The following is a 22,871-nucleotide window of genomic DNA, read 5'->3' as shown; positions in this document are numbered from 1 at the left end:
AGGCAAGCGACCGCTTAGTATGCGCGGGTACGGTCCGCTACCGCCCCGTGGAGGCCCCGCATGCACGCATGGCACGTACCCCGTAACGGCGAGCCGGGCGAGGTGATGCGGCTGGCCGAGGCGGACATCCCGGTGCCCGGCGACGGCCAGGTGCTGCTCAAGGTCCGCGCCGCGAACGTCAACTTCCCCGACGCGCTGCTCTGCCGGGGGCAGTACCAGATCACCCCGCAGCTGCCGTTCACGCCCGGCGTGGAGATCTGCGGCGAGACCCCCGACGGGCGGCGCGTCATCGCCAACCCCGCCCTGCCGCACGGCGGCTTCGCCGAGTACGCGCTCGCGGACGCCGCCGCCCTGCTGCCCGCGCCGGACGCCCTCGACGACGCCGAGGCCGCCGCCCTGCACATCGGCTACCAGACCGGCTGGTTCGGCCTGCACCGGCGGGCCCGGCTCCAGGCGGGCGAGACGCTGCTCGTGCACGCGGCCGCGGGCGGCGTCGGCAGCGCGGCCGTCCAGCTCGGCAAGGCCGCGGGCGCCCGCGTCATCGGCGTCGTCGGCGGCCCGGACAAGGCGCGGACCGCCCGCGAGCTCGGCTGCGACCTGGTCGTGGACCGGCGCGCGGACGACGTCGTCGAGGCGGTGAAGGACGCCACCGGCGGCCGCGGCGCCGACGTCGTCTACGACCCCGTCGGCGGCGCGGCGTACGCCCAGTCCGCGAAGTGCGTGGCCTTCGAGGGCCGCATCCTCGTCGTCGGCTTCGCGAGCGGCACCGTCCCGACACCCGCCCTCAATCACGCCCTGGTGAAGAACTACGCGATCCTCGGCCTGCACTGGGGCCTGTACGCGGCCAAGGACCCGCGCGCGATCCTCGACTGCCACCGCCACCTCACCGACCTGGCCGCCAAGGGCGCCGTCAAGCCGCTGGTCAGCGAGCGGGTGCCGCTCGCCGGCGCGGCCGCCGCCGTACAGCGCGTCGCCGACGGCCTCACCACCGGCCGGGTGGTCGTCCTGCCCCCGCGCACCGAGGGAGCCGCCGCGTGACCCCCACCGCACCCGACGCCGCCGAACTCCGCCGCCGCACCCAGGAGTTCCTCGCCGCCCACCCGCCCGCGACCACCGGCCGGGCGGACTTCCTCGGCGCCCGGTTCGACGCCGGGCTCGCCTGGGTGCACTACCCCGAAGGCCTCGGCGGCCTCGGCGCGCCCCGCTCCCTCCAGGCCGTCGTGGACGACGAACTCCAGGCCGCGGGCGCCCCCGACAACGACCCCCGCCGCATCGGCATCGGCCTCGGCATGGCCGCGCCGACGATCCTCCAGTTCGGCACCGACGAGCAGAAGCGGCGCTTCCTCAAGCCCCTGTGGGTCGGCGAGGAGGTCTGGTGCCAGCTCTTCAGCGAGCCCGGCGCGGGCTCCGACCTCGCCGCGCTCGGCACCCGCGCCGTGCGCGACGGCGACGGCTGGGTGGTCAACGGGCAGAAGGTGTGGACCTCCAGCGCCCACCTCGCCCGCTGGGCCATCCTCATCGCCCGCACCGACCCGGACCTGCCCAAGCACCGCGGCATCACGTACTTCGTCTGCGACATGACCGACCCGGGCGTCGAGGTGCGGCCGCTGCGGCAGATCACCGGCGAGGCGGAGTTCAACGAGGTGTTCCTCACCGACGTGCGCGTCCCCGACGCCCACCGGCTCGGGGAGGTCGGCGACGGCTGGCGCGTCGCGCAGACCACCCTCATGAACGAGCGCGTCGCCATCGGCGGCCTGCGCCTGCCGCGCGAGGGCGGCATGATCGAGCCCGTCGCCCGGGCCTGGCGCGAGCGCCCCGAGCTGCGCACCCACGACCTGCACCAGCGCCTGCTCACCCTCTGGGTCGAGGCCGAGGTCGCCCGGCTCACCGGCGAACGCCTGCGCCAGCAGCTCGTCGCGGGCCAGCCCGGACCCGAGGGCTCCGGCATGAAGCTCACCTTCGCCCGCCTCAACCAGGAGATCAGCGGCCTGGAGGTGGAACTCCTCGGCGAGGAGGGGCTGCTGTACGACGACTGGACCCTGCGGCGCCCGGAGCACGTCGACTTCACCGGGCGCGAGGCGGGCTACCGCTATCTGCGCGCCAAGGGCAACAGCATCGAGGGCGGGACGAGCGAGGTCCTGCTGAACATCGTCGCCGAGCGCGTCCTCGGCCTGCCGCCGGAGCCGCGCACCGACAAGGACGTCGCCTGGAAGGACCTGAGCCGATGAACGCGCCGAGCGACCTGCTGTACACCGGAGACCTGCTGTACACCGAGGACGAGGAGGCGCTGCGCGCGGCCGTCCGCGGCCTGCTCGCCGACCGGTGCGACGCCGCCGCCGTCCTCGCCCGCACCGAGTCCCCCCAGCCGCACGACCGCGAGCTGTGGAAGGCCCTGACCGAGGGCATGGGCCTCGCGGGCCTGCTCGTCCCCGAGGGGCGCGGCGGCCAGGGCGCCACCCACCGCGAGGCCGCCGTGATCCTGGAGGAGCTGGGCCGCGCGGTGGCGCCGGTGCCCTATGTGACGAGCGCCGTGGTCGCCACCGAGACGCTCCTCGCCTGCGCGGGCGACACGGCGGCCGAACTCCTCGCCGCCTTGGCGTCGGGCCGCACGATCGGCGTCCTCGCGGTGGGTCTGGCCACGGCCCCGGACGCGGCTCCCGTACACCGCCGGGCCGAGGCGGCGCACGATGTTCCCGCGTGCCCCCGTGACGAGGCGGCACGCGACGCCCCCGTGAGCCCCCGCGACGAGGCGCCGCACGGCAACCCCGTACGCCACGAGGGCGGCGCCCTGCACGGCACGGTGACGGGCGTCGCCGACGCGGAAGCCGCCGACGTGCTGCTGGTCCCCGCCGACGGGGGCCTGTACGCCGTCGAGGCCGCCCAGGACGGTGTCACGGTGACCCCGCAGACCTCCCTCGACCGCACCCGCCCGCTCGCCGCGGTCACCCTCCGCGGGGCCGTCGCGCGGCCCCTTGCCGAGGACGCCGGGGCAGCGGCGGCGGCCGTCCGCAGCGGCCTGCGCTCCGGCGCCGGGCTCCTCACCTCCGAGCAGCTCGGCCTCGCCGAGTGGTGCCTGGCGGAAACCGTCCGGTACACCACGGAGCGGCACCAGTTCAACCGGCCCGTCGGCTCCTTCCAGGCGCTCAAGCACCGCCTCGCGCGGCTCTGGCTCGACGTCGTCCACACCCGTGCCGCGGCCCGGCACGCCGCGGCCGCGCTCGCCGCCGGCGGGGACGAGCCGGACCTCGCGGCCGCGCTCGCCCAGGCCTACGCCGGGCCCGTGGCCGTCCGCGCCGCCGAGGAGGCGCTCCAGTTGCACGGCGGCATCGGCATGACCTGGGAGCACCCCGTCCATCTGTACCTGAAGCGGGCCAAGGCGGACGCGATCGCCTTCGGTACCGCGGGCCGGCACCGCGAGGCCCTGGCCGCCTTTGTGGACCTTCCCGCTCCGGTTGCGCCCTGACCTGGGCCGGAACCGGTCACCGTACGGGACCCGAGGCTGACACCCCCCGACCGTGAGGCATAATTGCGAGTCGTTCGCAAGAAGGATTGATCTTCAGTAGGGGTGTGGAGCATGAGGGCCCGATCCATACGGACCACGGGCGCGGTCGCGGCGTCCGCCGCCCTGGCGGTCGCCGCGTCGGCCTGTTCGGCGCCGGACGACGGCAAGGGTGCCGACGGCGCCAAGGATTCGGCCGTCGTCGGCATCGCCTACGAGCCGGAGACCCTCAGCCCGCTCCTCGGCTACGGCAAGGACGGCAACTCCAAGATCTTCGACGGGCTGCTCACGCACGACGCGGACATGAAGCTGAAGCCCGCGCTCGCCGCGGAGCTGCCGAAGGTCGGCGACGGCGGCAGGACCTACACCTATGAACTGCGCAAGGGCGTGAAGTTCAGCGACGGCAAGCCGTTCACCGCCAAGGACGTCGTCTTCACGTACGAGACCATCCTCGACAAGAAGACGAACAACGCCTCCAAGACCGAGCTGGACGCCCTCAAGAGCGTCGAGGCCAAGGGCGACGACACCGTCGTCTTCCACCTCAAGTACCCCTACGCGCCGTTCGCCGAGCGCACCGTCCTGCCCATCGCGCCCGAGCACGTCGCGGGCGAGCAGGACGTGAACAAGGGCGACTTCTCCACCAAGCCGATCGGCACCGGCCCGTACGAGCTGGTGAAGTGGTCCAAGGGCGAGAAGCTCGTCTTCAAGGCCAACCCCGACTACTGGGGCGGCGCGCCGAAGATCAAGAACTTCACCATGGCGATCATCAAGGACGACGACGTGCGCGCCACCCGGCTGCGCACCGGCGACCTCGACGGCGCCATCCTGCCGCCCAACCTCGCCAAGACCTTCAAGGGCGACGGCGACAAGAGGACGTACGCCGCCAAGACCTTCGACTACCGCGTCGTGACGCTGCCGACCGGCAACAAGGTCGCGGGCGACACCGCCGTCCGGCGCGCCCTCGACATCGGCGTCGACCGCAAGACCATGGTCGACTCGATCCTCGAAGGCGCGGGCAAGGAGGCCTACGGCCCCGTCCCGACGGACAGCCCCTGGTTCACCCAGGGCACCGAGCGCACCTTCGACGCCGCCAAGGCGAAGAAGATCCTCGACGACGCGGGCTGGAAGCCCGGCAAGGACGGCATCCGCGAGAAGGACGGCGTCAAGGCGTCCTTCCCGCTCTGGTACCTCACCGGCGACAAGCTCCGCCAGGAGCACGCCCTCGCCTACGCCTCCGACGCCAAGAAGCTCGGCATCAAGATCGAGGTGCAGTCCGGCACCTGGGAGGTCATCGAGCCGCGCATGCCCAAGGACGCCGTCCTCGCGGGCGGCGGCTCCCCGGCCGACCCCGACTTCGACCAGTACACGCTCCTGAAGTCCTCCCTCGCCGGGGACGGCTTCAACAACATGGCGCACTACGACAACCCCACGGTCGACAAGGCCCTGGAGGACGCCCGCAAGAGCGGCGACCACGCGAAGCGCCAGGCCGCGTACGACACCATCCAGCGCGAGCTGGTGAAGAACCCCGGCTACACCTTCCTCACCCACATCGACCACCTGTACGTCGTCGACAAGGCCTTCGGCGACCTGTCCACCCAGGTCGAGCCGCACGACCACGGCCTGGCCTCCGGCCCGTGGTGGAACGTCGAGGACTGGCAGCCGAAGAAGTGACGTCCGCGCCCGACACACGGCGCCCCCAGGGGACCCGCCGGGTCCCCTGGGGGCCCATGGCCCGGCTCGTGGGACGGCGGGCCGTGTTCGCCGTCCCGGTGCTGCTCCTGGTGACCTTCGGCGTCTTCGCCGTCGCCGACGCCTCGCCCTTCGACCCGGTCAAGGCCTACGCGGGCACGGCCGGGCTCACCGCGTCCCAGGAGAACCTCGACCAACTGCGCGCCAACCTCGGCGTCGACAAGCCCCTCGTCGGCCGCTGGTGGGACTGGCTCACCTCCGCCCTCCAGGGCGACCTCGGCGACTCCAGCACGCTGCGCCAGCCCGTCGCCGACGCCATCGGCGAGCGCGTCGGCTGGTCGGTGCTGCTCGCCGCCACCGCGTTCGTCGTCGCGATCCTGCTGGGCAGCGCCCTCGGCGTGCTCGCCGCGCGCCGCCCCGGCGGCTGGCTCGACCGGTGCGTCACCTCGCTCGCCTACACCCTCGAAGCCGCCCCGCCGTTCTGGCTCGGGCTGCTCGCCATGTGGCTGTTCGCCCTCAAGCTCGACGTGCTGCCCGCCGGCGGCCTCACCGACACCGCCAGCACGACCGTGACGTTCGGCCAGGTCACCAGCCACCTGGCGCTGCCCGCCGCCGTCCTCGCCGTCTCCCAGCTCCCGTGGTTCGTCCTGTACGTCCGCCAGGGCGTCGGCGACGCGCTCGGCGACGACCCCGTGCGCGGCGCCCGCGCCCGCGGCCTCGCCGAACGCACCGTGCTGCTGCACCACGCCTTCCGCTCCGGCATGCTGCCCGTGCTCACGCTCATCGGCTCCCGCGTGCCCGAACTGATCACCGGCGCGCTCCTCGTGGAGACCGTCTTCAGTTGGCCCGGCATCGCCGCCGCCACCGTGGGCGCCGCCACCTCCGTGGACTTCCCGCTGCTCGCCGCGCTCACCGCGCTCGCGACGGCCGCCGTCCTGCTCGGCAACCTGCTCGCGGACCTGCTGTACGGGCTCGCCGACCCGAGGGTGGGATTCGATGGCTGAGACCACCTGGCGACCGGCCTCGGCCCGCGGCGCGGGCGGGGCGACGGCCACCACGCGCGCGTGGCGGGTGTGGAGCTCCGCCGCGATCGTCACCGCCGTCGTGCTCGCCGTCCTCGTCGTGCCGCCGGTCGTCAACCTCGACGAACAGGCCGTCCACCTCGCCGACAAGCTCCTGCCGCCGTCGTGGGAGCACCCCTTCGGCACCGACGACGTGGGCCGCGACCTGCTCGTCCGCTGCGTGTACGGGCTGCGCGTCTCGCTGCTCGTCGGCATCGTCGCCGCCGTGGTCGCCACCGTCGTCGGCACCGCCGTGGGCGCCCTCGCCGCCGCCTGCGGCGGCTGGGTCGACCGGATCGTGATGCGCCTCGTCGACGTCTTCGCCTCGGTCCCGCACCTGCTGCTCGGCATCTTCATCGTGGCGATGTTCCGGCCCGGCGTCTGGCCCGTGGTGATCTCCGTCGGGCTCACGCACTGGCTGTCCACGGCCCGCATCGTCCGCGCCGAGGTCCTGTCCCTGCGCTCCCGGCCGTACGTCGACGCCGCCATCTCCGGCGGCGCCTCCCGCTGGCGCGTGACCGTGCGCCACCTGCTGCCCGGCGTGCTGCCCCAAGCGGGCCTCGCCGCCGTCCTGATGGTGCCGCACGCCATCTGGCACGAGTCGGCGCTGTCCTTCCTCGGCCTCGGCCTGCCCACGCACCAGGCGAGCCTCGGCACCCTCGTGCAGGGCGCCCGCAGCTCGCTGCTCGCGGGCGACTGGTGGCCGACGCTGTTCCCCGGCCTGTTCATCATCGTGCCCACCCTGGCGATCGCGGGCCTCGCGGGCGCCTGGCGCGAGCGCATCAACCCGCGCCGCCGATCGGAGCTGATGCTGTGACCGCGCCCGCACCCGCGCCCGCACCCGTCCTGTCGGTCCAGGGCCTGTCCGTACGCTTCCGCATGCGCGGCGGCGCGTACGTGTCCGCCGTGACCGACGCCCGCTTCGACCTCGCGGCGGGGGAGTGCCTCGCCCTCGTCGGCGAGAGCGGCTGCGGCAAGTCCGTGCTCGCCTCCGCCCTGCTCGGCCTGCTCCCGGCGAACGCCGAGACCGCCGGGTCCGCGCTCCTCGGCGACCTCGACCTGCTCACCGCCGACGAGCGCACCCTCGCCCGCACCGTGCGCGGACGGCGCGTCGGCCTGGTGCCGCAGAGCCCGGCCGCGCACCTCACCCCCGTACGCACCGTCCGCTCCCAACTGGAGGAGACCCTCCGGGAGCTCACCGGCGTCCGCCGCCCCGAGCTGCGCGAGGCCGCGGAGGCGGCGGCCGACCGGGCCTCCTTCCCCCGCGGCCACCTCGACCGCCACCCGCACGAGCTGTCCGGCGGCCTCGCCCAGCGCGCCGCCACCGCGCTCGCCCTCGTCGGCGACGCGCCGCTGCTCCTGGCCGACGAACCCACCACCGGCCTCGACCGCGAACTCGTCGACCGCACCGTCGACGAGCTGCGCCGCCACGTCGGCGACGACCGCGCGCTGCTGCTGATCACCCACGACCTGGCCGCGGCCCGGCGCGTCGCGGACCGCGTCGCCGTGATGTACGCGAGCCGCATCGTCGAGATCGCCGACGCCGAGTCCTTCTTCGGCGACCCGGGCCCCCGCCACCCGTACGCCCGCGGCCTCCTCAACGCCCTGCCCGAGCGGGAGTTCACCCCCATCCCCGGCATGCCGCCCGAGCTGTCGGCCCTGCCGGACGGGTGCGCGTTCGCCCCGCGCTGCGTCCGGGCGGACGAGGCGTGCACGGCGCTGCCCGTACTGGCGGGCGGGGGCGGGGGTGCGGGGCGCGACGGCGCCGGGCGCGATGGCGCTGGGCCCGATGGCGCCGGGCGCGATGGCGCTGGGCCCGACGGTGCGGGGGACCGGGGCGTGGAGGACAGGCGTGTGGACGACGGGCGTGTGGAGAGCCAGGGCGTCGCCTGCCACCACCCGCACACCCATCCGCGCACCGTCGCGCTGGAGGCCCCCCGTGCTTGAACTGCGCTCCGTGACCGCCGGATACGACCGCCGCGACCCCGTCGTCCGCGACGTACACCTCACCGTCGCGCCCGGCGAGGCCGTCGGCCTGCTCGGCCCCAGCGGCTGCGGCAAGTCGACGCTCGCGCGCGTCGCGGCGCTGCTGCACCGGCCCGACCGGGGCCAGGTCGTCATCGACGGCGAAGTCGCCCGCGGCTGGCGCCACCGCGCGCCGCGCGCCCAGCGCACCGCATTCGGCGTGGTCTTCCAGCAGCCCAGGCTCTCCGCCGACCCGCGCCTGACCCTCACCCAGCTCATCGCGGAGCCCCTGCGGGCCACCGGCCGCGCCGCCGAGGTGCCGGGCCGCGTGGCGGACCTCGCCCGCACCGTCGGCCTGGGCGACGACCTCCTCGCCCGCCGCCCGCACGAGGTCAGCGACGGCCAGCTCCAACGCGCCTGCCTCGCCCGCGCGCTGGTCCTGGACCCGCGCTGGCTGATCTGCGACGAGATGACGGCGATGCTGGACGCGTCCACGACGGCCGCGCTGGTCGCCGCCGTCGAGGGCTACCGCGCCCGCACCGGCGCCGGCCTCCTCGCCGTGGGCCACGACAAGGTGCTCCTGGAGCGGTGGTGCGACCGGACGGTGCACTGGGACGAGCTGAGCGGGGACGCCGCCGCGGACCGCACGACCTGAGGCCGCGCGAGAAAAACCGCGTGCCGCCGCGAGCGGTGCCCGCTACGGTGGAGGCGTCCAGGTGCGCAGGAGCGGGCTACTTCGTTTCAGATACGGGCGGTCGCGGGTTCGAGTCCCGTCGCCGGCTTCGGCCGGCGTAGCTCAGGGGTAGAGCACCATGTCGCCTGCACCGACTTCGATCTCTGGACACCGGACGCGAGCCGTCCGCCCACGGGGGACACGGGGCGGGCGGCTTCGCCGATGATCACGAGCAGCAGCCACCAGCAGCCCGATCAGCACCACATGGGCACTGGAGCTGAAGCCGGTGTTGTCGGTGGCCGCGCCCCGCCCTCCTGTCCCGCTCGCTCGTCGTCTCCCCGCACGCGCGGGTGACCGAGGAGACCACCGGCATGATCGGCGCGGCCGCACTCGCGCGCATGCCGTGCGGCTCCGTCCTCGTCCACTGCGCCCGTGGCGCGCTCCTCGGCTACGACGCGCTCTGCGACGCCCTGGACAGCGGCCACCCCGGCGGGCGCCGGGCTCGACCTCTACCCCCGGGAGCAAAGCCGCGCGCATCGTCGGGGCGGACGTCGGCCGCCACCTGCGCGGCGCACCACCGGCCCACTGCGCCAACCCGGAGGTGACCCGCCGCCCGGGGGGCCGCGCCGCGCGGTGAACGCGAGGCGTCGGTCGCGCCAACTCCCAGGCCACGCTGGTTTTCCGGCCACGCCGGAGGCTCATACTCACTGAGGCTTCGGCCGTTCCCCGTCCCCGCCCCTCCTGGGAGGTACCCCATGGCCCTCGTCACCCGCCGCAGAGCCCTGACGACCCTCGGCGCCGCGGTCGCCACCGCCGTCGCCGCCCCCGGCCTCGCCCACGCGGCCGACGTCCCCGCCCCGAGCACGGCCCCCGCAGGCGCAGCGGGGGCCGTGCGCGCTGCGGGCCGCCGCCTCCGCCCCCTCGCGCGGGCCCACGCGCACAACGACTACGAGCACGCCCGCCCCCTCCTCGACGCCCTGGACCACCGCTTCACCAGCGTCGAGGCCGACGTGTTCCTCGTGAACGGGCAGCTCCTCGTGGCCCACGACCCCGAGGACCTCGACCCCGCCCGCACCCTGGAGGCGCTCTACCTCGACCCGCTCGCGGCCCGCGTCCGCGCCCACCACGGCTCGGTGTACCGGCGCTGGCACGGTCAGTTCCAGCTCCTGATCGACCTCAAGACCGAGGGCGCCGCCACCTACCGCGAACTGGACCGCCGACTGCGCCCCTACCGCCGCCTGTTCACCACGTACGCGTACGGCAAGGTCGTCCGCTCCGCCGTCACCGCCGTGATATCCGGCGACCGAGCGGCCCGCCCCGTGCTCGAGGCCCAGAAGGTGCGGCGCGCCTTCTACGACGGCCGCCTCGCCGACCTCGGCGGTCCGGCGCGCGCCTCCTTCATGCCGCTCGTCAGCGACAACTGGTCGCTGCACTTCACCTGGCGCGGCGTCGGCCCCATCCCGCCCGCCGAGCGCGACAAGCTGCGCGGCATCGTCTCCGCCGCGCACCGGCGCGGGCAGCGCGTCCGCTTCTGGGCCACCCCCGACGCGCCGGGACCGGCCCGCGAGGCGGTGTGGGACGAGCTGCTCGCCGCCGGTGTCGATCACCTCAACACCGATGACCTGGCGGGCCTCCAGGCCTACCTCGACGCGCGCGGCCGGTAGCCGCCCCCTCCGGCCGGCCCGGCGCGCCCGACGCGGGCAGGACCACTCGTCCGGCGGACACGCCGGTCACCCGGACAAAACCTCCGCTACGCGACACTTGCCGCCGAAAGCCGCGGCGGACGTGGCGGAGGAGGTCCGTGATGGCCATTTCGATTTCCATGGGGCTGCTGCTCCTGATTCTCGCGGCGGTCCTGCTGCGTACCGGCCGGTTGAAGGTCTCGCACGCCCTTGTGTGCTGCCTGCTCGGCTTCTACCTGGCGGGGACGAGCGTGGCCCCCACCATTCACGACGGCCTGACGGCGACGGCCGACATCGTCAGCGGCATCCGGCCCTGACACCCGTCCCGGCGGCGGCCCTCACCGCGCCCCGGCGGCGGCCGTCGCCGCCGGGCGCCCGTGACCGCCGCCGCGCGGCCCGGCGCTCCCCGCCGGACGGCCGCCGCGGCCGCCGCAGCCGTCACGGCCGTGTGAACAACACCCGGATGTGCATGGACACTTCACGGGTGCGGTCCTAGCGTCGGCGCATGCCGCGTCTGCCCCGTACGCTCGCGCCCCTCGCCCCGGTGCTCGCCCCCGTCCTCGCCCTGGCCCTCGCCGCCTCGGCCCCCGCCCCGGCCGCGGTCGCCGACGAGATCCCGAACGCGCCCGGCCACCGGCTCGTCGCCCCCTACACCGGGGCGCCCGCCACGCCCCGCCCCGTCCCCGGCGACCCGCCGCCCCAGCACCCCCACCTCGCGCCCAACGGCCGCAGCGGCATGCACGCCGACGCCGCGGGCAGCGGCACGTACCCGTGGTCCGGCCCCCTCGGCCACGCGCCGGAGGTCACCAGCGCGAAGATGGCGGCGCTCGGCGGGGAGTGCGCCACCGTCACCTTCGACCGCGCCGGGCGCCTCGTCACCGTGTGCGGCACGTTCTCCGGCTTCGAGGTCAAGCTGCTCGCGCCGCGGACCCTGCGCACCCTGGCCACGTACAAGCTGCCGCAGCGCCCCTCCACCGTCGAGGCGATCACCCGGCTCGACTTCTCCAAGATCTTCAAGGACACGTCCGGCGGCGCCTACTCCTTCCTCGACCACGAGGACCGGCTCGTGCTCGCCGACTCCCGCCAGCACATCGTCCGCCTCGCGCACGAACGCACCGCGGACGGTGGCCGGCGGTTCGTCGTCGACGCCGACTGGGACCTGACGGCGCACGTCCCGCACGACTGCGTGAGTTGGACGAACCTCTTCCCGAGCGGCGCGTGCGACCCGGTCACCTCCGTCATGCCGGACTGGGACGGCCGCCTGTGGTGGGTGACCCGGCAGGGCCGCGTCGGCACCGTCGACCCGGACACCGGCGCCGTACGGTCCCTGCGGCTGCGCGGCGAGGAGATCCAGAACTCGTTCTCCGTCGCCGAGGACGGCGTCTCCCTCGTCTCCGACCACGCCCTGTACGCCTTCGAGGCCGCCGCCGACGGCACCCCCAAGGTCCTGTGGCGGCAGCCCTACGACCGGGGCACGGGCACCAAACCCGGCTCCGTGAACCAGGGTTCCGGCACCACGCCCGACCTGTTCGGCACGGACGAGAAGTACGTCGCCATCACCGACAACGCCGACGGCCGGATGAACGTCCTCGTGTACCGGCGCGACCCCGGCGTCCCCGACGACCGCCGCCTGGTCTGCGCGGTCCCCGTCTTCGGCGAGGGCGCGTCCACCACCGACAACTCCCTGGTCAGCTACGGCAACAGCCTCGTCGTGGAGAACAACTACGGCTACGAGAACGTCACCTCCCTGACCCTCGGCCGCAGCGTCGTCGGCGGTGTCACGCGGATCGACGTCCGCCCGGACGGCAGCGGCTGCGACACCGTCTGGGAGAGCCGGGAGCGCTCCCCGTCCACCGTGCCCAAGCTGTCCACCGCGAACGGTCTCCTCTACCTGTACACCAAGGAGCCGAACCGCCTCGGCGTCGACGCCTGGTACCTCACGGCCGTCGACTTCCACACCGGGCGGACCCGCTTCAAGCGGCTCGCCGGGACCGGGCCCGCCTACGACAACAACTGGGCGCCGGTGACCCTCGGCCCCGACGGCACCGCCTACGTGGGCGTCTTCAACGGGCTCGTCGCCGTGCGCGACACCCCGCCCGCGACCGGGCCCTAGCCGCGCGAGAAGACGCCGATCCCGTTCGGCATCGGGCGTTCCGCGCCGCCGCTCGGGTGGTTGCGCACCGTCACCTCGGCGGCGTCCGGTGCCCGCGCGGCCAGGGTGCTCGACCCCCCGCCGTCCAGGCTGAAGCCGTCCTCCACGCCCAGTTCCCGCAGCGCGGCGGCGACTTCGGCGATGGTCAGCCCGGTGCGGAACTCGGGGGCGCCGTCGAGCGCGAGCAGCACGAGGCGCCTCCCGCCGTCACCGATGCCGGCGGCGGTGCGCACCGCCGAGGCCCGGTCGTCCAGGCCCGGCAGCGGCGCACCGCCGCGCAGCAGCGGGTACCCGCCGACGGCGAAGCGGTAGGGCACGCGCGACACCGAGGGCACCAGCCGGTGGTGGACCCGCACCGCGTCGCCCGGCGCCAGCTCGCGCAACTGCCGCGCGCCCGCCTCCCGGCCCACGAGGACCGTCGTGCCCGGGGCGATGGCGCCCCGGCCCGGTGCCTCGGCCACCTCGACCACCTGCCCGCGCCGCACCGTCACCTCGTACGTGTCCGTGCTGCACGGCGCGCCCCGGTCGGTGTCGGTGCCGCAGGTGGCGCGCACCCGGGAGGTGACTCCCCAGTCGCTGGTGAACGCGCCCACCGAACCCTCCGGCAGCGCGTACTGGTTGAGCCCGCCGAGCGGCACCCGGCCTTCCGGGGTGCGCACGCCGCCGTCGAGCCGCAGGCGGTCCAGGCGGGCCCGGCGGTCGGTGCCCACGCCGATGACGTCCTCGGTGGTGGTGCCGGGCGGCAGGGCGGGGCCGAAGCGCTGGCCGTTCGGCACGGCCGCCTTGAGGGGGTGCCCGGCGGCGATGGCCGGGCCGACGGGGGCGCCGGTCGCCTCCACCCCGGGGTGCTGCGTCTCCGTGATGTTGAAGAAGTCCCCGTTGACCCCGGCGACCGCGCCCTCCCGTCCGGCCATCGCCGACACGGCCTCGCGCGCGCCGACCGCGCCCGGGTACAGCAGGCCCACGCCGACGCCGGGTTCGCGCAGGTCCACGTCCAGGACGTGCGCGTGCGCGGTGCCCCGCGCGGCCGGGATGTCGTACTGCCGGTACTCCACGCCCGGCGCGATCTCGACGGCCGCCCGCGCGGCCCCGGAAACGCCGCTGGCCGGTGCCGCCCCCAGGAGGGCGGCACCGGCCAGGGTGCCGAGTGCCGTGAGCGCGGCGAGGGTGCCGCGCACCGCTCTGCACCGCGTCGCCATGGGTCGTCTGCCGCCGTGCCCGTGTCGTGTCACGGATCCCCCTCGGGTCGCCCGGTCCGTCCAAATGTCCCAGCAGGGAAGGGAGTCCACCAGACGACGGTGACGACGACGGTGGCCTACGTCCCCACGAGCCGTGAACGGATGAGGAAGCGGACGCCTTCGGGGGCCTCCAGCGAGAAGCCGCTGCCGCGTCCCTCGACGACGTCGACGATGAGCCGGGTGTGGCTCCACACCGCGTACTGGCTCCTGGACATCCAGAACCGTACCGGCTCGGCCACGCCGTCCACGGCCAGCGACGCGAGCAGGACGTCGGAGTCACCCGTGCGGAACTCGCCGTCGGGGTAGCACATGGGCGCGCTGCCGTCGCAGCAGCCGCCGGACTGGTGGAACATCAGCGGACCGTGGGCCGCCCGCAGCCGCCGCACCAGGTCGGCGGCTGCGGGCGTCAGCTCCACGCGCGGGGTGTCAGCCATGGCGGGTCGGCCTCCTCCGGGTTCGCGGGTGCCGCGCCGTGATGGCGCGGCCGCGCCAGTCCACACCGCCTGACGTTGCGAGGAGGTTGCACGCGGCAGCCCGCGGGGCGGCGCGCCGGGCCGGTGCCGGGGCCTGCCCCGGCACCGGCCCGTCAGGTCTGGTTGCCGGGGCCGCCGCTGCCGAAGGCGCCGCTGGAACCGGAGCTCCAGCGGTCCGGCTCCTGGTCGTCACTGCGCTTGCTGCCCACGGTGCCCTGGCCCTTGAGCTGGTGCGGGGTCAGGCGCTCGTCGCTGCGCGGCACCTCGTCCGGCTCGCGCCGCTCGCGCACCTCGTGGACCGGCCCCCCTTCCGGCAGCCGCGGCTGCTCCTCGGGGCGGGGGCGGGCCGGTTCCCTTCTGCGTACCCGGATGCCGAGCCACACGGCCCACGTCAGCGCCACCGCGACGACCAGGCCGATGAGGAAGGGCGCGAGACCGCCCAGGGGCACGGAGCCGGCGAGGACGGATACGTCGGACGATGCGTCAGCTACGGTCAGCCCGTTCGATGCAGTCATGCGCTGCCGGGTACCCCGCGCTCCGCACCTCACGCGGTACCACCCGCGGAAACCTCCCGCCCGGCCCCGCGCCCCACGCGCCGTGGGCACCTCCCCGCCGCGCCCCGCGCCCCACGCGCCGTGGGCACCTCCCCGCCGCGCCCCGCGCCTCACGCGCCGCGGGCAGCTCCCCGCCGCGCCCCGCACCGGAACGACGTCCGCCGTTTCCTGTCCGCGGCCCCAGGGCACCCGGGCAGTCCGCCGCCCGCGGCGCACCCCGTCCCAAGGAGGAGAAGCGGTATGACCGTCGTCCGGAACACGCTGTCCGACCTGGCGCGCAACGCCACCGGCGAGGCGCTCCAGCACACGCTGGTGGACCTGCTCGGCCTGTCCCTGCTGGCCAAACAGGCGCACTGGAACGTCGTGGGCCCCCGGTTCCGCACCGTCCACCTCCACCTCGACGAGGTCGTCGCCACCGCCCGCGCGTACGCCGACACGGTCGCCGAGCGCGCCGCCGCCATCGGGGTGCCGCCCGACGGCCGGTCCGAGACCGTCGCCGCGAACGCGCTGCTGCCCGCCGTCGAGGAGGGCTGGCTGCGCGACAGCGACGCCGTAAGGCTGCTCACCGAGGCGCTGGGCGCGGTGATCGACCGGCTCCGCGAGCGGATCACCACCACGAAGGAGGTCGACCCCGTCACCCAGGACCTGCTCATCTCCATGACGGGCGCGCTGGAGAAGCACCACTGGATGTTCCAGGCGGAGGACCGGTGAAGGCCGTCGTCCGGCACGGCGTCGGCGACATCCGGGTGGAGGACGTGCCCGAGCCCAAGGTCCAAGACCCCCACGACGCCGTCGTCCGCATCACCACGGCCGCGATCAGCGGCACCGACCTGCACCTGGTCCGCGGCACACTGCCCGGTCCGCGGGCGGGGCAAGTGCTCGGGCACGAGGCGGTCGGCGTGGTCGAGGAGACCGGTTCCGGCGTCCGCAACTTCCGGCCCGGCGACCGCGTGGTGATCTCCCCCACGGTCGCGTGCGGCACGTGCCCCACCTGCCGGGCGGGCCTGTACGCGCAGTGCGACGACGCCGACCCGGCGGGTTCCCGCGGCGGGACGGTGCTCCTCGGCGGCCCCGGGGGCGCGGGCGGCCTCGACGGGCTCCAGGCCGAGTACGCGCGGGTGCCGTTCGCGCACACCGGGCTCGTGGCGCTGCCCGACTCCGTCGACGACGGGCGGGCCGTGCTGCTGGCGGACGCCCTCCCGGCGGCCTGGTTCGGCGCGCGGCTCGCCGGGGTGAGCGGCGGCGACACCGTGGCGATCCTCGGCGCGGGCCCCGTCGGCCTGTGCGCCGTCGCCGCCGCCCGCCACCACGGCGCGGGCCGGGTCGTCGTGGTCGACGGGCTCACCGACCGGCTCGCCCTCGCCCGCGCCCAGCACGCCGAGACGGTCGACTTCAACTCCGAGGACCCGGTGGAGAAGGTGCGCGAGATGACCGGCGGCGCCGGGGTGGACCGCGTCATCGAGGCGGTCGGCGTCGACGCCGAGCGGCCCGTCCTCGGCCCGGCCGCCGACGCGGTGGCCGCGGCCGGGGAACGGGCGGGCCACGAGGAGGCGTACACCGCCGCGCGCGACCGCGCGGCCTCCGTCCGGAGCCCCGACGCGCGGGGCACCTGGACGCCCGGCGACGCCCCGGGCCTCGCCGTCCGCTGGGCCGTCGAGATGGCCGCCAGGGCCGGGAGCGTCGGCATCCTCGGCACCTACCCGCCGCACGCGGACCGCTTCCCGCTCGGCCGGGCCGTGCGGAAGAACCTGACCCTGCGCATGGGCACCTGCCACCACCGCCGCTATCTGCCGCGCCTGGTCGACCTCGTCGCCTCCGGCGCCCTCGACCCCCCGCCGGTCCTCAGCCACTGGGCCGTGACGGATGACGCCGTCGCGGCGTACGGGAACCTCGACCGGCGCGAGCCGGGCTGGACGAAGGTCGCGCTCGACATCGCGGACCCCGCGCCGCCGCGGGCGCCGGACCCCCTGTGGGGCGTGCCCGAGGACTGAAGGGCCCCGGCCGGGGCGCCGTCACCCCGCGCGCAGCGTGAAGGTGTGCCCGGCCGGGTCGCAGTACAGGCGCAGGTCGGGGTTGCCGCCGTGCTGGGTGTCCACCGGCCGGGCGCCGTGCGTGACGGCCGCGCGCTCCGCGGCGTCCAGGTCGCCGTCGGGGACGAGCAGTTCCAGATGCGTCTGCTGGGAGTCGTCCGGACGGGGCCAGCTCGGCGGGGCGAACCCCGTGTCGCGGCGGAACCCCAGCCGCGCCCCCGACGCCGCCGTGACCTCGAACCGGTCGGCCTTGGGGTTGTACTCCACCTCGCCGCCCAGCAACGCGCCGTAGAACAGGGCGAGTTGCTCGGGCTCGCCGCTGTCGAGCACGAGGACGGCGGATGCGACCGTGGCCATGGGAACGCCTCATCTCTTCGGTGCTTCGGTGACTGCTTCGGTAGGTGCTTCGGTGAGTGTTCTGCTCTGTCGCTTCGGTGTTGCGGTGCTTCGGTGCTGTGGTGCGTCCGTACGGCGGTACGTGCTCCGCTGCGCCGGTACGCCGGTGGGGGAGGGGCCCGGGTGAGACGTGTCCGGCGGGTGCGGGTTTGCCGGGGGCCCGGTGGGGGACCCGTGGAGGTGGCTGGGAAGCCACGGGGTGCGAGGAGCTTCGGGCGCGGGTCGCGGGCCCGCGCCCGAAGTGCGCGCCTCCCCGTAGCCTGCCGCCCATGACCACCCCGCCCTTCCGTCCCCCGGCCCGGTCGCACGTGATCCTTCCCGTGTGCGCACGCGGGTGCCCCCGGCAGCCCGGCGGAAACGCCGCGCGGCACCTCACCTCCCGGTCCGGCCACGTGAAAGCGGCCCGCCGCTGTCGTCGGCGGGCCGCTGCCGTCAGGCTTCTATTCCCTTGGTCGTCCGTTCGCCCGGTCGTCTAGTCGTTGTCGCGCTCGTACCGCCTCGCGGTGTTCGCCCGGTCGTCGTGCTGCTGCCGCTTCCCGGCCTTGCGGCGGTCGTCGTCGCGTCCGCCCTGGTCGTCCTCGCCTCCCCGAACGGACGGAGAGGCGGGGGCGGCGGCCGTGAGGGGCATGGCGGGAGAGGGCGCGGCGTTCGCCGTGCCTCCGAGGACTGTCAGCGCGAGGCCGGCCAGGACGGCGGCGGCGATGGTGTGCTTGATCACGCCGTGCGTAACGGCGGGACCGCGCGGAAGATGTGATCATTCATTCGTCGGAGTGGTGGCCCGCGGCTACGCTGGACGGCACGGCCGCGGCCCGCGCGGCGGTCGTACGGCGGTGGGGCCCGCCGTACCGCACCGCGGCGACGGCGCCGCCAACGGTCCCTGCTCGTCAGGACGTGCGCCCGCACACTCCGGGCGGCCACGAGTGGGAGACACGTATCCGATGACAGCACCGCGCGACGACCGCGCCACCACCGAACCCGTCGACCGGGACCCGAACCTGGGCCTGGACCCGGACCGCGGCCCGGACACCGGCCCCGGCGGCGGCGCGTCGGCGTTCGGCGGCGGTGCCCCGGCCGTCCGGCGCCGGGACGCCGCCCGCCGGGAGGCGCCGGTGGTGGCCGCCGTGGCGGCGGGCGGGGCGGCGGGCGCCGCCGCCCGGTACGGCGCCGCCCTGCTGTGGCCCACCGCGGCGGGAGCCTTCCCCTGGACCACGCTCCTGGTGAACGCGGTCGGCTGCGCGGTGATGGGCGCGTTCATGGTGCTCGTCACCGACCTGTGGGCCCCGCACCGGCTGGTGCGGCCGTTCTTCGGCACCGGCGTCCTCGGCGGCTTCACCACGTTCTCCACGTACGCCGTCGACGTCCAGCGCCTGATCGAGGACGACCGCGCCGGCACCGGCCTGGCCTGTCTGGCCCTGACACCGCTCGCCGCGCTCGCGGCCGTGTGGACGGCGGCCGCGACGACCCGCCGCGCCCTGCGGGGGCGGCGATGAACTGGCTGCTCGTCCTGGCCGGCGGTGCCGTCGGCGCACCGCTGCGCCACCTGACCGACCGCGCCGTCCGGTCCCGGCACGACGGTGCCTTCCCGTGGGGCACCTTCACCGTCAACGTCGTCGGCTGCCTGGTCCTGGGCGTCCTGACCGGGGCGGTCGTCCACGGCGCCGCGTCCCACTCCGCGCAGCTCCTCGTCGGCACGGGCCTGTGCGGGGCGTTGACCACGTACTCCACGTTCTCGTACGAAACGCTGCGGCTGGCGGAAACCGGTGCCCGCTTCCACGCCGCGGCCAACGTCGTGGCCGGTGTCCTGGCGGGCCTCGGCGCCGCCGTCGCCGGCGCGGCCCTCGCCGCGGCGCTCTGGGGGTGAGGGCCGGACCCGGCGCGGCGACGGGTGGTGCGCACGGGCGACGGGCGGGGCGCCCCAGGGAAGCGTCCTGCCCGTCGCCGCGCGGCGGCCGTTCAGCAGGTGCGGCCCACGTAGTGGGCGCCCTGGACCTTGCCGGCGGAGCCCAGCCAGGTCCTGCCGGGGCCGACGCACTTCTCGTAGTCGGGCGCCAGCGCGACCCGCACCTGGATCACCACGCGGGAGCCGTCCGACGTGCAGTGGTTGTAGTAGGCGTCGGACTGGGTCTCGTAGAAGCCGCACGGATAGGCGGCGGCCGGGGTCGCGGCGGCGGTCACCGCTCCCAGTGACGTCAGCGCGAGCGCGGCCGAACCGAGGGCGCCGATGACCTTACGACGGATGCGCACCACAGAACTCCTAGGTCAGAGGTAGGGAGAGCCGGGGGCCACGCGGGACCCGCCGGTCGCCGGTCGTCGGCCCGAGGCTCCCCACGGGCGGCGCGGCGGATGCCGGAGCCCGGCGCGACTCACCTGGCGCATCGTTTCGGCGTGCGCCGATCGGGTGAACGTCAGCCGATTGCCGCCCGGACGCCCGCCGTCAGGTACTCGGCTCCGCCGGGGAGGGCGGCAGCGCCTCCCGCCGCAGGTGCTCCGCGAGGGCCGAGGCGGCGGGCGCCGAGGCCGCGCCGCCCGTCCCCCACGCCAGCAGGAGCCGGCGGCGCGCCCAGGTGTCCCGCAGCGCGCACACGTCCAGCCGCTGGTGGGCGCCCACCGCGCGGCGCGGCACGACGGCGAGGCCCACACCCGCGGCCACCAGGGAGACGACCGTGGTCAGCCCCGCGACGCTGGTGCGGTGGCGGACCACGGGCGCGTGCGGGCCGAGGTGCTCCTCGATCCAGCGGCGCAGCGACGACCCGGCGTCGAGCCGCACGAGCGGATGCTCGGCGACCTCGCTGTACACCAGCGCGGTCCGCCCGGCGAGGAGCCCACCCGCCTGGCCGATCACCACCAGGGAGTCGTCGCCGAGGGGCTCCAGGGCCAGGCCGCAGTCCCGGGCCTCGGCGTCGACGACGACGCCCAGGTCCGCCTCGCCGTCGGCGAGCGCCCGCACGGTGTCGGGGGTCCGGCTCTCGCGGACCGTGACGTCGACGTCCGGATGCGCGCGCAGGAACGTCACCAGGGCCCGCGGCACCAGTTCGTGCATCGCGGACCCGCCGCTCAGCAGCGTCAGGGGCGCGCCGGGGGACCGGGTGTAGCTCGCCACCGCGCTCTCCAGCCGGGCGGTGTGGGCGAGCACGTCGCGCGCGTGCCGGGCGAGCGCCGTCCCCGCCGGGGTGGGCCGCACCCCTCGCCGCCCCCGGACGAGCAGCGCCACGCCTGCCTGCCGCTCCAGCGAGCGCACCCGGGCGCTCGCCGACGGCAGGCTGAGACGCATCCGGCGGGCCCCGGCCGTGATCGAGCCCTCCGCCACGATGTCCAGGAAGAGCCGCAGGTCGTCCAGGTCGTACCGCATGTCCGTGAGCCTATGGCACAGCCTTAGGCAGGCTGCGCGGATTCCGCATTGTGGAGCCGGTGCCGCACGCGTGATCCTCGGGGGGTGTCCGCGTTGCTGTGGGTCCTGTCGGCCGGTGCCGTCGCCGGGGTGCTGAACGCCCTCGGCGGGGGCGGCACGTTCGTGGCGCTGCCCGCGCTCGTCGCGGCCGGGGTGGCGCCGGTGACGGCGAACGCGTCGTCCACCGTGGCGCTGCTGCCCGGCGCCGCCGTCAGCGCGTGGGTGTACCGCCGCGAGGTCAGGCCGGTCGGGCCGGTGCCGACGGCCGCCCTGACGGCGGTCAGCGCGGTGGGCGGCGGGCTCGGCGCGGGCCTGCTCCTCGCGCTGCCCGCGGCGTCCTTCGACGCGGCGGTCCCGTGGCTCCTCGCCTTCGCCACCCTGGTCCTCGCCTGCGGGCGCCGCCTCGCGCGGGCGGTGGACGGCGGCCCCGGGCACGCGGCGCGCCTCAGCCCCACGGCCGCCCTCGTCGGCCAGTTCCTGCTCGCCCTGTACGGCGGATACTTCGGCGGAGCCGTAGGCATCATGATGATGGCCCTGTGGTGCGGCGGCCTCGGGATCGATCCTGCGGTCAGCAACCCGCTGCGCACCGTCCAGATAGTGGCCGTCAACTCCACCGCCGCCCTGCTGTTCCTCGTCGCCTCCGACGCGCTGGACACCCCGTGGCTCCTCGTCGCCCTGCTCTGCGGCGCGGTGGCGGGCGGCTTCACCGGCGCCCACCTCGCCCGCCGCCTGTCCGCCCGGCTGCTGCGCGGGACCGTCCTGACCACCGCCGCGACCATGACGGCCCTGTCCTTCCTGCGGGGCTGAGGTGGACGACATGAGCGAGACCGGCCCCGGGCGCACGGACGCCCCTGCGTGCCCGGACGGCCCCGCGTGCCCGTGCGGCCCCGCGTGCCCGGGCGGCCCCGCGTGCCCGGGCGGCCCCGCGTGCCCGGGCGGCCCCGCATGCCCGGGCGATCGCGCGTGCCCGGACGATGCCGGGGAGGCTGACGCCTCTGCCTACCCCGACGCGGCCCGTGCCCGGCTGGTCCTGGCCCACGCGGCGTACGAGGTCTCCGAACTCGCGCGTGCCGCCGTGCCCGTCGCCCGCGGCGCACTGCGCGCCGACGGGGGCCCCGTCTCCCCGGGCGCGACCCTGGCCGACGCCGCCGACGTGCTGGCCGCCGCCCGGCGCCTGCTCGAAGCCGCGGTCGTGTACGAGCGGATGGGCGGCGCCGACTGGCAGCGGGTCGGCGCCGCGCTCGGCGTACCGGGCGACGTCGCGCGCGACCTCTTCGCGACGGCAGAGGCCCGCCTGCGGACCGAACTGCGCCGCCCCGGCGCGGCCCGGGGGAGCTGGTGGCGGGCCCACGCGCTGGAGGCGCCGCACGCGGCGGCACGGGACCTCGACGCGTGGGTGCTGCGCCACACCGACGGAGAGCACGGACTCGGCGCGGCGCCGGTGTCGGGCGGCCTGGAGGGCGCCGCGCCGGGGGCGGGCGTCACCGCCGTGGCGCCGCCCCCGCCCGCAGAGCGCGCTCCCCGCTCCGCAGGGCCAGCGCGTGATTGACCCGGAACAGCGGCCGGGCCAGCGGCATCCAGCGCCTGAGTGCCGCCTTGCGGACGGTCACGTACTGGGTGAGGGAGGCGACGCAGCCGCGCTGCCGGTCCGGGCGCACGGCCCAGCGGACGCTGCCGGCGAGGTCCCCGTCCAGCGCCGCCTCCAGGACGCGCCGGTCCGGGTCCTCGACGACCGCCGTCAGCCGGACCGCCAGCGCGTAGGGGAGCGCGGACCTGATGACGGCCTCGCACTCCCGCTCCCCGGTGCGCCGGACGGAGCGGAACGCGGGCCACCACAGCGGATAGGCCTCCACGTCGGCGAGGGTCGCGTAGAGGGCGTCCGGCGGCAGCGGGGCCTGCCAGAAGCCGGTGAGGCGGATGTCATGACGGTGCACGCGGGTTCTCCCTGCCGAGTCCGGAACTGCTCGGGGAACCGGCACCGGCGGCACGTCGCACCGGCCCGACGGGCCGAACGCGGCGCACTGCCCGGGCCCGACGGGCCGCACGCGGCGCACGGCTCCTGCTCGACGGC

At 75.7% G+C, this 22,871-nt stretch carries 26 protein-coding genes; 18 read left to right on the top strand and 8 right to left on the bottom strand.

Annotated features, from left to right (window positions below):
• Positions 1 to 60: 60 nt before the first annotated feature.
• The 12 genes from IE330_RS07025 (at position 61) to IE330_RS06970 (ending at position 12,682) form a co-directional block, all read left to right on the top strand.
• A complete protein-coding gene (locus IE330_RS07025; protein ID WP_190134987.1) occupies positions 61 to 1,038 on the top strand; it encodes an NADPH:quinone oxidoreductase family protein in 978 nt (325 codons plus the stop codon).
• On the top strand, positions 1,035 to 2,228 hold the full coding sequence (locus tag IE330_RS07020; protein WP_190134986.1) for an acyl-CoA dehydrogenase family protein: 1,194 nt from the start codon (positions 1,035 to 1,037) through the stop codon (positions 2,226 to 2,228). The genes IE330_RS07025 and IE330_RS07020 overlap by 4 nt, the downstream gene beginning before the upstream one ends.
• Positions 2,225 to 3,463, top strand: coding sequence for an acyl-CoA dehydrogenase family protein (locus tag IE330_RS07015; RefSeq protein ID WP_190134985.1), 1,239 nt, complete (start codon positions 2,225 to 2,227; stop codon positions 3,461 to 3,463). Before IE330_RS07020 ends, IE330_RS07015 begins: the two co-directional genes overlap by 4 nt.
• A gap of 111 nt (positions 3,464 to 3,574) precedes the next feature.
• Positions 3,575 to 5,170 carry an ABC transporter substrate-binding protein gene (locus IE330_RS07010; RefSeq protein ID WP_190134984.1) on the top strand — a complete coding sequence of 532 codons (1,596 nt, stop codon included), beginning with the start codon at positions 3,575 to 3,577 and terminating at the stop codon, positions 5,168 to 5,170.
• 56 nt (positions 5,171 to 5,226) lie between these two features.
• Positions 5,227 to 6,192, top strand: coding sequence for an ABC transporter permease (locus IE330_RS07005; protein WP_190134983.1), 966 nt, complete (start codon positions 5,227 to 5,229; stop codon positions 6,190 to 6,192).
• On the top strand, positions 6,185 to 7,066 hold the full coding sequence (locus tag IE330_RS07000; RefSeq protein ID WP_190134982.1) for an ABC transporter permease: 882 nt from the start codon (positions 6,185 to 6,187) through the stop codon (positions 7,064 to 7,066). The genes IE330_RS07005 and IE330_RS07000 overlap by 8 nt, the downstream gene beginning before the upstream one ends.
• Positions 7,063 to 8,196 (top strand): ABC transporter ATP-binding protein, encoded by a 1,134-nt coding sequence (locus IE330_RS06995; protein WP_373314584.1) that lies wholly within the window; start codon positions 7,063 to 7,065, stop codon positions 8,194 to 8,196. Before IE330_RS07000 ends, IE330_RS06995 begins: the two co-directional genes overlap by 4 nt.
• Positions 8,189 to 8,869, top strand: coding sequence for an ABC transporter ATP-binding protein (locus IE330_RS06990; protein WP_190134981.1), 681 nt, complete (start codon positions 8,189 to 8,191; stop codon positions 8,867 to 8,869). Before IE330_RS06995 ends, IE330_RS06990 begins: the two co-directional genes overlap by 8 nt.
• Before the next feature lie 368 nt (positions 8,870 to 9,237).
• The gene (locus IE330_RS06985; protein ID WP_229925449.1) at positions 9,238 to 9,492 is read left to right on the top strand and encodes an NAD(P)-dependent oxidoreductase; all 255 of its coding nucleotides are present in this window, start codon (positions 9,238 to 9,240) and stop codon (positions 9,490 to 9,492) included.
• Between the two features lie 150 nt (positions 9,493 to 9,642).
• Positions 9,643 to 10,551 (top strand): phosphatidylinositol-specific phospholipase C/glycerophosphodiester phosphodiesterase family protein, encoded by a 909-nt coding sequence (locus IE330_RS06980; RefSeq protein WP_190134980.1) that lies wholly within the window; start codon positions 9,643 to 9,645, stop codon positions 10,549 to 10,551.
• 140 nt (positions 10,552 to 10,691) lie between these two features.
• Positions 10,692 to 10,886, top strand: a complete 195-nt coding sequence (locus IE330_RS06975) for a hypothetical protein (protein WP_190134979.1) — start codon at positions 10,692 to 10,694, stop codon at positions 10,884 to 10,886.
• Between the two features lie 188 nt (positions 10,887 to 11,074).
• Positions 11,075 to 12,682, top strand: a complete 1,608-nt coding sequence (locus tag IE330_RS06970; protein ID WP_190134978.1) for a hypothetical protein — start codon at positions 11,075 to 11,077, stop codon at positions 12,680 to 12,682.
• On the opposite strand, the gene IE330_RS06965 is transcribed toward IE330_RS06970, so the two are convergent.
• The 3 genes from IE330_RS06965 to IE330_RS06955 all read right to left on the bottom strand — a co-directional run bounded on the left by IE330_RS06965 (position 12,679) and on the right by IE330_RS06955 (position 14,947).
• Complete coding sequence (locus IE330_RS06965; RefSeq protein WP_190134977.1) at positions 12,679 to 13,920, bottom strand: phosphodiester glycosidase family protein; 1,242 nt, start codon at positions 13,918 to 13,920, stop codon at positions 12,679 to 12,681. The genes IE330_RS06970 and IE330_RS06965 overlap by 4 nt on opposite strands.
• Positions 13,921 to 14,036: 116 nt before the next feature.
• Complete coding sequence (locus IE330_RS06960; RefSeq protein ID WP_190134976.1) at positions 14,037 to 14,393, bottom strand: DUF779 domain-containing protein; 357 nt, start codon at positions 14,391 to 14,393, stop codon at positions 14,037 to 14,039.
• 152 nt (positions 14,394 to 14,545) lie between these two features.
• Positions 14,546 to 14,947 carry a DUF6479 family protein gene (locus IE330_RS06955; protein WP_229925447.1) on the bottom strand — a complete coding sequence of 134 codons (402 nt, stop codon included), beginning with the start codon at positions 14,945 to 14,947 and terminating at the stop codon, positions 14,546 to 14,548.
• 279 nt (positions 14,948 to 15,226) lie between these two features.
• Between IE330_RS06955 and IE330_RS06950 the strand changes: the two genes are divergently transcribed.
• Together IE330_RS06950 and IE330_RS06945 are read left to right on the top strand one after the other, a co-directional pair.
• Positions 15,227 to 15,697 (top strand): Dps family protein, encoded by a 471-nt coding sequence (locus tag IE330_RS06950; RefSeq protein ID WP_190134975.1) that lies wholly within the window; start codon positions 15,227 to 15,229, stop codon positions 15,695 to 15,697.
• Positions 15,694 to 16,977 (top strand): alcohol dehydrogenase catalytic domain-containing protein, encoded by a 1,284-nt coding sequence (locus IE330_RS06945; protein WP_190134974.1) that lies wholly within the window; start codon positions 15,694 to 15,696, stop codon positions 16,975 to 16,977. The genes IE330_RS06950 and IE330_RS06945 overlap by 4 nt, the downstream gene beginning before the upstream one ends.
• 21 nt (positions 16,978 to 16,998) lie before the next feature.
• On the opposite strand, the gene IE330_RS06940 is transcribed toward IE330_RS06945, so the two are convergent.
• Both IE330_RS06940 and IE330_RS06935 read right to left on the bottom strand, forming a co-directional pair.
• Positions 16,999 to 17,373, bottom strand: a complete 375-nt coding sequence (locus tag IE330_RS06940) for a VOC family protein (protein ID WP_190134973.1) — start codon at positions 17,371 to 17,373, stop codon at positions 16,999 to 17,001.
• A 511-nt stretch (positions 17,374 to 17,884) separates the two neighbouring features.
• Positions 17,885 to 18,130 (bottom strand): hypothetical protein, encoded by a 246-nt coding sequence (locus tag IE330_RS06935; protein ID WP_190134972.1) that lies wholly within the window; start codon positions 18,128 to 18,130, stop codon positions 17,885 to 17,887.
• A gap of 220 nt (positions 18,131 to 18,350) precedes the next feature.
• Here IE330_RS06935 and IE330_RS06930 point away from each other — a divergent pair, with 220 nt between their 5' ends.
• Together IE330_RS06930 and crcB are read left to right on the top strand one after the other, a co-directional pair.
• On the top strand, positions 18,351 to 18,902 hold the full coding sequence (locus IE330_RS06930; RefSeq protein ID WP_190134971.1) for a fluoride efflux transporter FluC: 552 nt from the start codon (positions 18,351 to 18,353) through the stop codon (positions 18,900 to 18,902).
• On the top strand, positions 18,899 to 19,273 hold the full coding sequence (gene crcB, locus IE330_RS06925; protein WP_190134970.1) for a fluoride efflux transporter CrcB: 375 nt from the start codon (positions 18,899 to 18,901) through the stop codon (positions 19,271 to 19,273). The genes IE330_RS06930 and crcB overlap by 4 nt, the downstream gene beginning before the upstream one ends.
• A gap of 92 nt (positions 19,274 to 19,365) precedes the next feature.
• On the opposite strand, the gene IE330_RS06920 is transcribed toward crcB, so the two are convergent.
• On the bottom strand, positions 19,366 to 19,656 hold the full coding sequence (locus IE330_RS06920) for a DUF6355 family natural product biosynthesis protein (RefSeq protein WP_190134969.1): 291 nt from the start codon (positions 19,654 to 19,656) through the stop codon (positions 19,366 to 19,368).
• 190 nt (positions 19,657 to 19,846) lie between these two features.
• Positions 19,847 to 20,761 (bottom strand): LysR family transcriptional regulator, encoded by a 915-nt coding sequence (locus IE330_RS06915; protein ID WP_190134968.1) that lies wholly within the window; start codon positions 20,759 to 20,761, stop codon positions 19,847 to 19,849.
• Positions 20,762 to 20,845: 84 nt separating this feature from the next.
• Between IE330_RS06915 and IE330_RS06910 the strand changes: the two genes are divergently transcribed.
• Both IE330_RS06910 and IE330_RS06905 read left to right on the top strand, forming a co-directional pair.
• Positions 20,846 to 21,607, top strand: coding sequence for a sulfite exporter TauE/SafE family protein (locus IE330_RS06910; RefSeq protein ID WP_190134967.1), 762 nt, complete (start codon positions 20,846 to 20,848; stop codon positions 21,605 to 21,607).
• Between the two features lie 10 nt (positions 21,608 to 21,617).
• Entirely contained in the window at positions 21,618 to 22,349 is a 732-nt protein-coding gene (locus IE330_RS06905) for a hypothetical protein (protein WP_190134966.1), read from the top strand.
• Here IE330_RS06905 and IE330_RS06900 read toward each other — a convergent pair.
• Positions 22,282 to 22,734, bottom strand: coding sequence for an SRPBCC family protein (locus IE330_RS06900; RefSeq protein WP_190134965.1), 453 nt, complete (start codon positions 22,732 to 22,734; stop codon positions 22,282 to 22,284). The two genes, IE330_RS06905 and IE330_RS06900, sit on opposite strands and share 68 nt — an antisense overlap.
• Between the last annotated feature and the right edge of the window lie 137 nt (positions 22,735 to 22,871).

This window comes from Streptomyces longispororuber (genome assembly GCF_014656095.1).
In the GTDB taxonomy this organism is placed as follows: domain Bacteria; phylum Actinomycetota; class Actinomycetes; order Streptomycetales; family Streptomycetaceae; genus Streptomyces; species Streptomyces longispororuber.
This window is presented reverse-complemented; position numbering and strand designations above follow the sequence as displayed.

Excerpts from the sequence above, each read along its gene's own strand:
- IE330_RS07025 (WP_190134987.1), top strand. The coding sequence starts at position 61 with ATGCACGCATGGCACGTACCCCGTAACGGCGAGCCGGGCGAGGTGATG.
- IE330_RS07015 (WP_190134985.1), top strand. The coding sequence starts at position 2,225 with ATGAACGCGCCGAGCGACCTGCTGTACACCGGAGACCTGCTGTACACC.
- IE330_RS07010 (WP_190134984.1), top strand. The coding sequence starts at position 3,575 with ATGAGGGCCCGATCCATACGGACCACGGGCGCGGTCGCGGCGTCCGCC.
- IE330_RS07005 (WP_190134983.1), top strand. The coding sequence starts at position 5,227 with ATGGCCCGGCTCGTGGGACGGCGGGCCGTGTTCGCCGTCCCGGTGCTG.
- IE330_RS07000 (WP_190134982.1), top strand. The coding sequence starts at position 6,185 with ATGGCTGAGACCACCTGGCGACCGGCCTCGGCCCGCGGCGCGGGCGGG.
- IE330_RS06980 (WP_190134980.1), top strand. The coding sequence starts at position 9,643 with ATGGCCCTCGTCACCCGCCGCAGAGCCCTGACGACCCTCGGCGCCGCG.
- IE330_RS06975 (WP_190134979.1), top strand. The coding sequence starts at position 10,692 with ATGGCCATTTCGATTTCCATGGGGCTGCTGCTCCTGATTCTCGCGGCG.
- IE330_RS06970 (WP_190134978.1), top strand. The coding sequence starts at position 11,075 with ATGCCGCGTCTGCCCCGTACGCTCGCGCCCCTCGCCCCGGTGCTCGCC.
- IE330_RS06965 (WP_190134977.1), bottom strand. The coding sequence starts at position 13,920 with ATGGCGACGCGGTGCAGAGCGGTGCGCGGCACCCTCGCCGCGCTCACG.
- IE330_RS06960 (WP_190134976.1), bottom strand. The coding sequence starts at position 14,393 with ATGGCTGACACCCCGCGCGTGGAGCTGACGCCCGCAGCCGCCGACCTG.
- IE330_RS06955 (WP_229925447.1), bottom strand. The coding sequence starts at position 14,947 with ATGACTGCATCGAACGGGCTGACCGTAGCTGACGCATCGTCCGACGTA.
- IE330_RS06950 (WP_190134975.1), top strand. The coding sequence starts at position 15,227 with ATGACCGTCGTCCGGAACACGCTGTCCGACCTGGCGCGCAACGCCACC.
- IE330_RS06940 (WP_190134973.1), bottom strand. The coding sequence starts at position 17,373 with ATGGCCACGGTCGCATCCGCCGTCCTCGTGCTCGACAGCGGCGAGCCC.
- IE330_RS06930 (WP_190134971.1), top strand. The coding sequence starts at position 18,351 with ATGACAGCACCGCGCGACGACCGCGCCACCACCGAACCCGTCGACCGG.
- crcB (WP_190134970.1), top strand. The coding sequence starts at position 18,899 with ATGAACTGGCTGCTCGTCCTGGCCGGCGGTGCCGTCGGCGCACCGCTG.
- IE330_RS06915 (WP_190134968.1), bottom strand. The coding sequence starts at position 20,761 with ATGCGGTACGACCTGGACGACCTGCGGCTCTTCCTGGACATCGTGGCG.
- IE330_RS06905 (WP_190134966.1), top strand. The coding sequence starts at position 21,618 with ATGAGCGAGACCGGCCCCGGGCGCACGGACGCCCCTGCGTGCCCGGAC.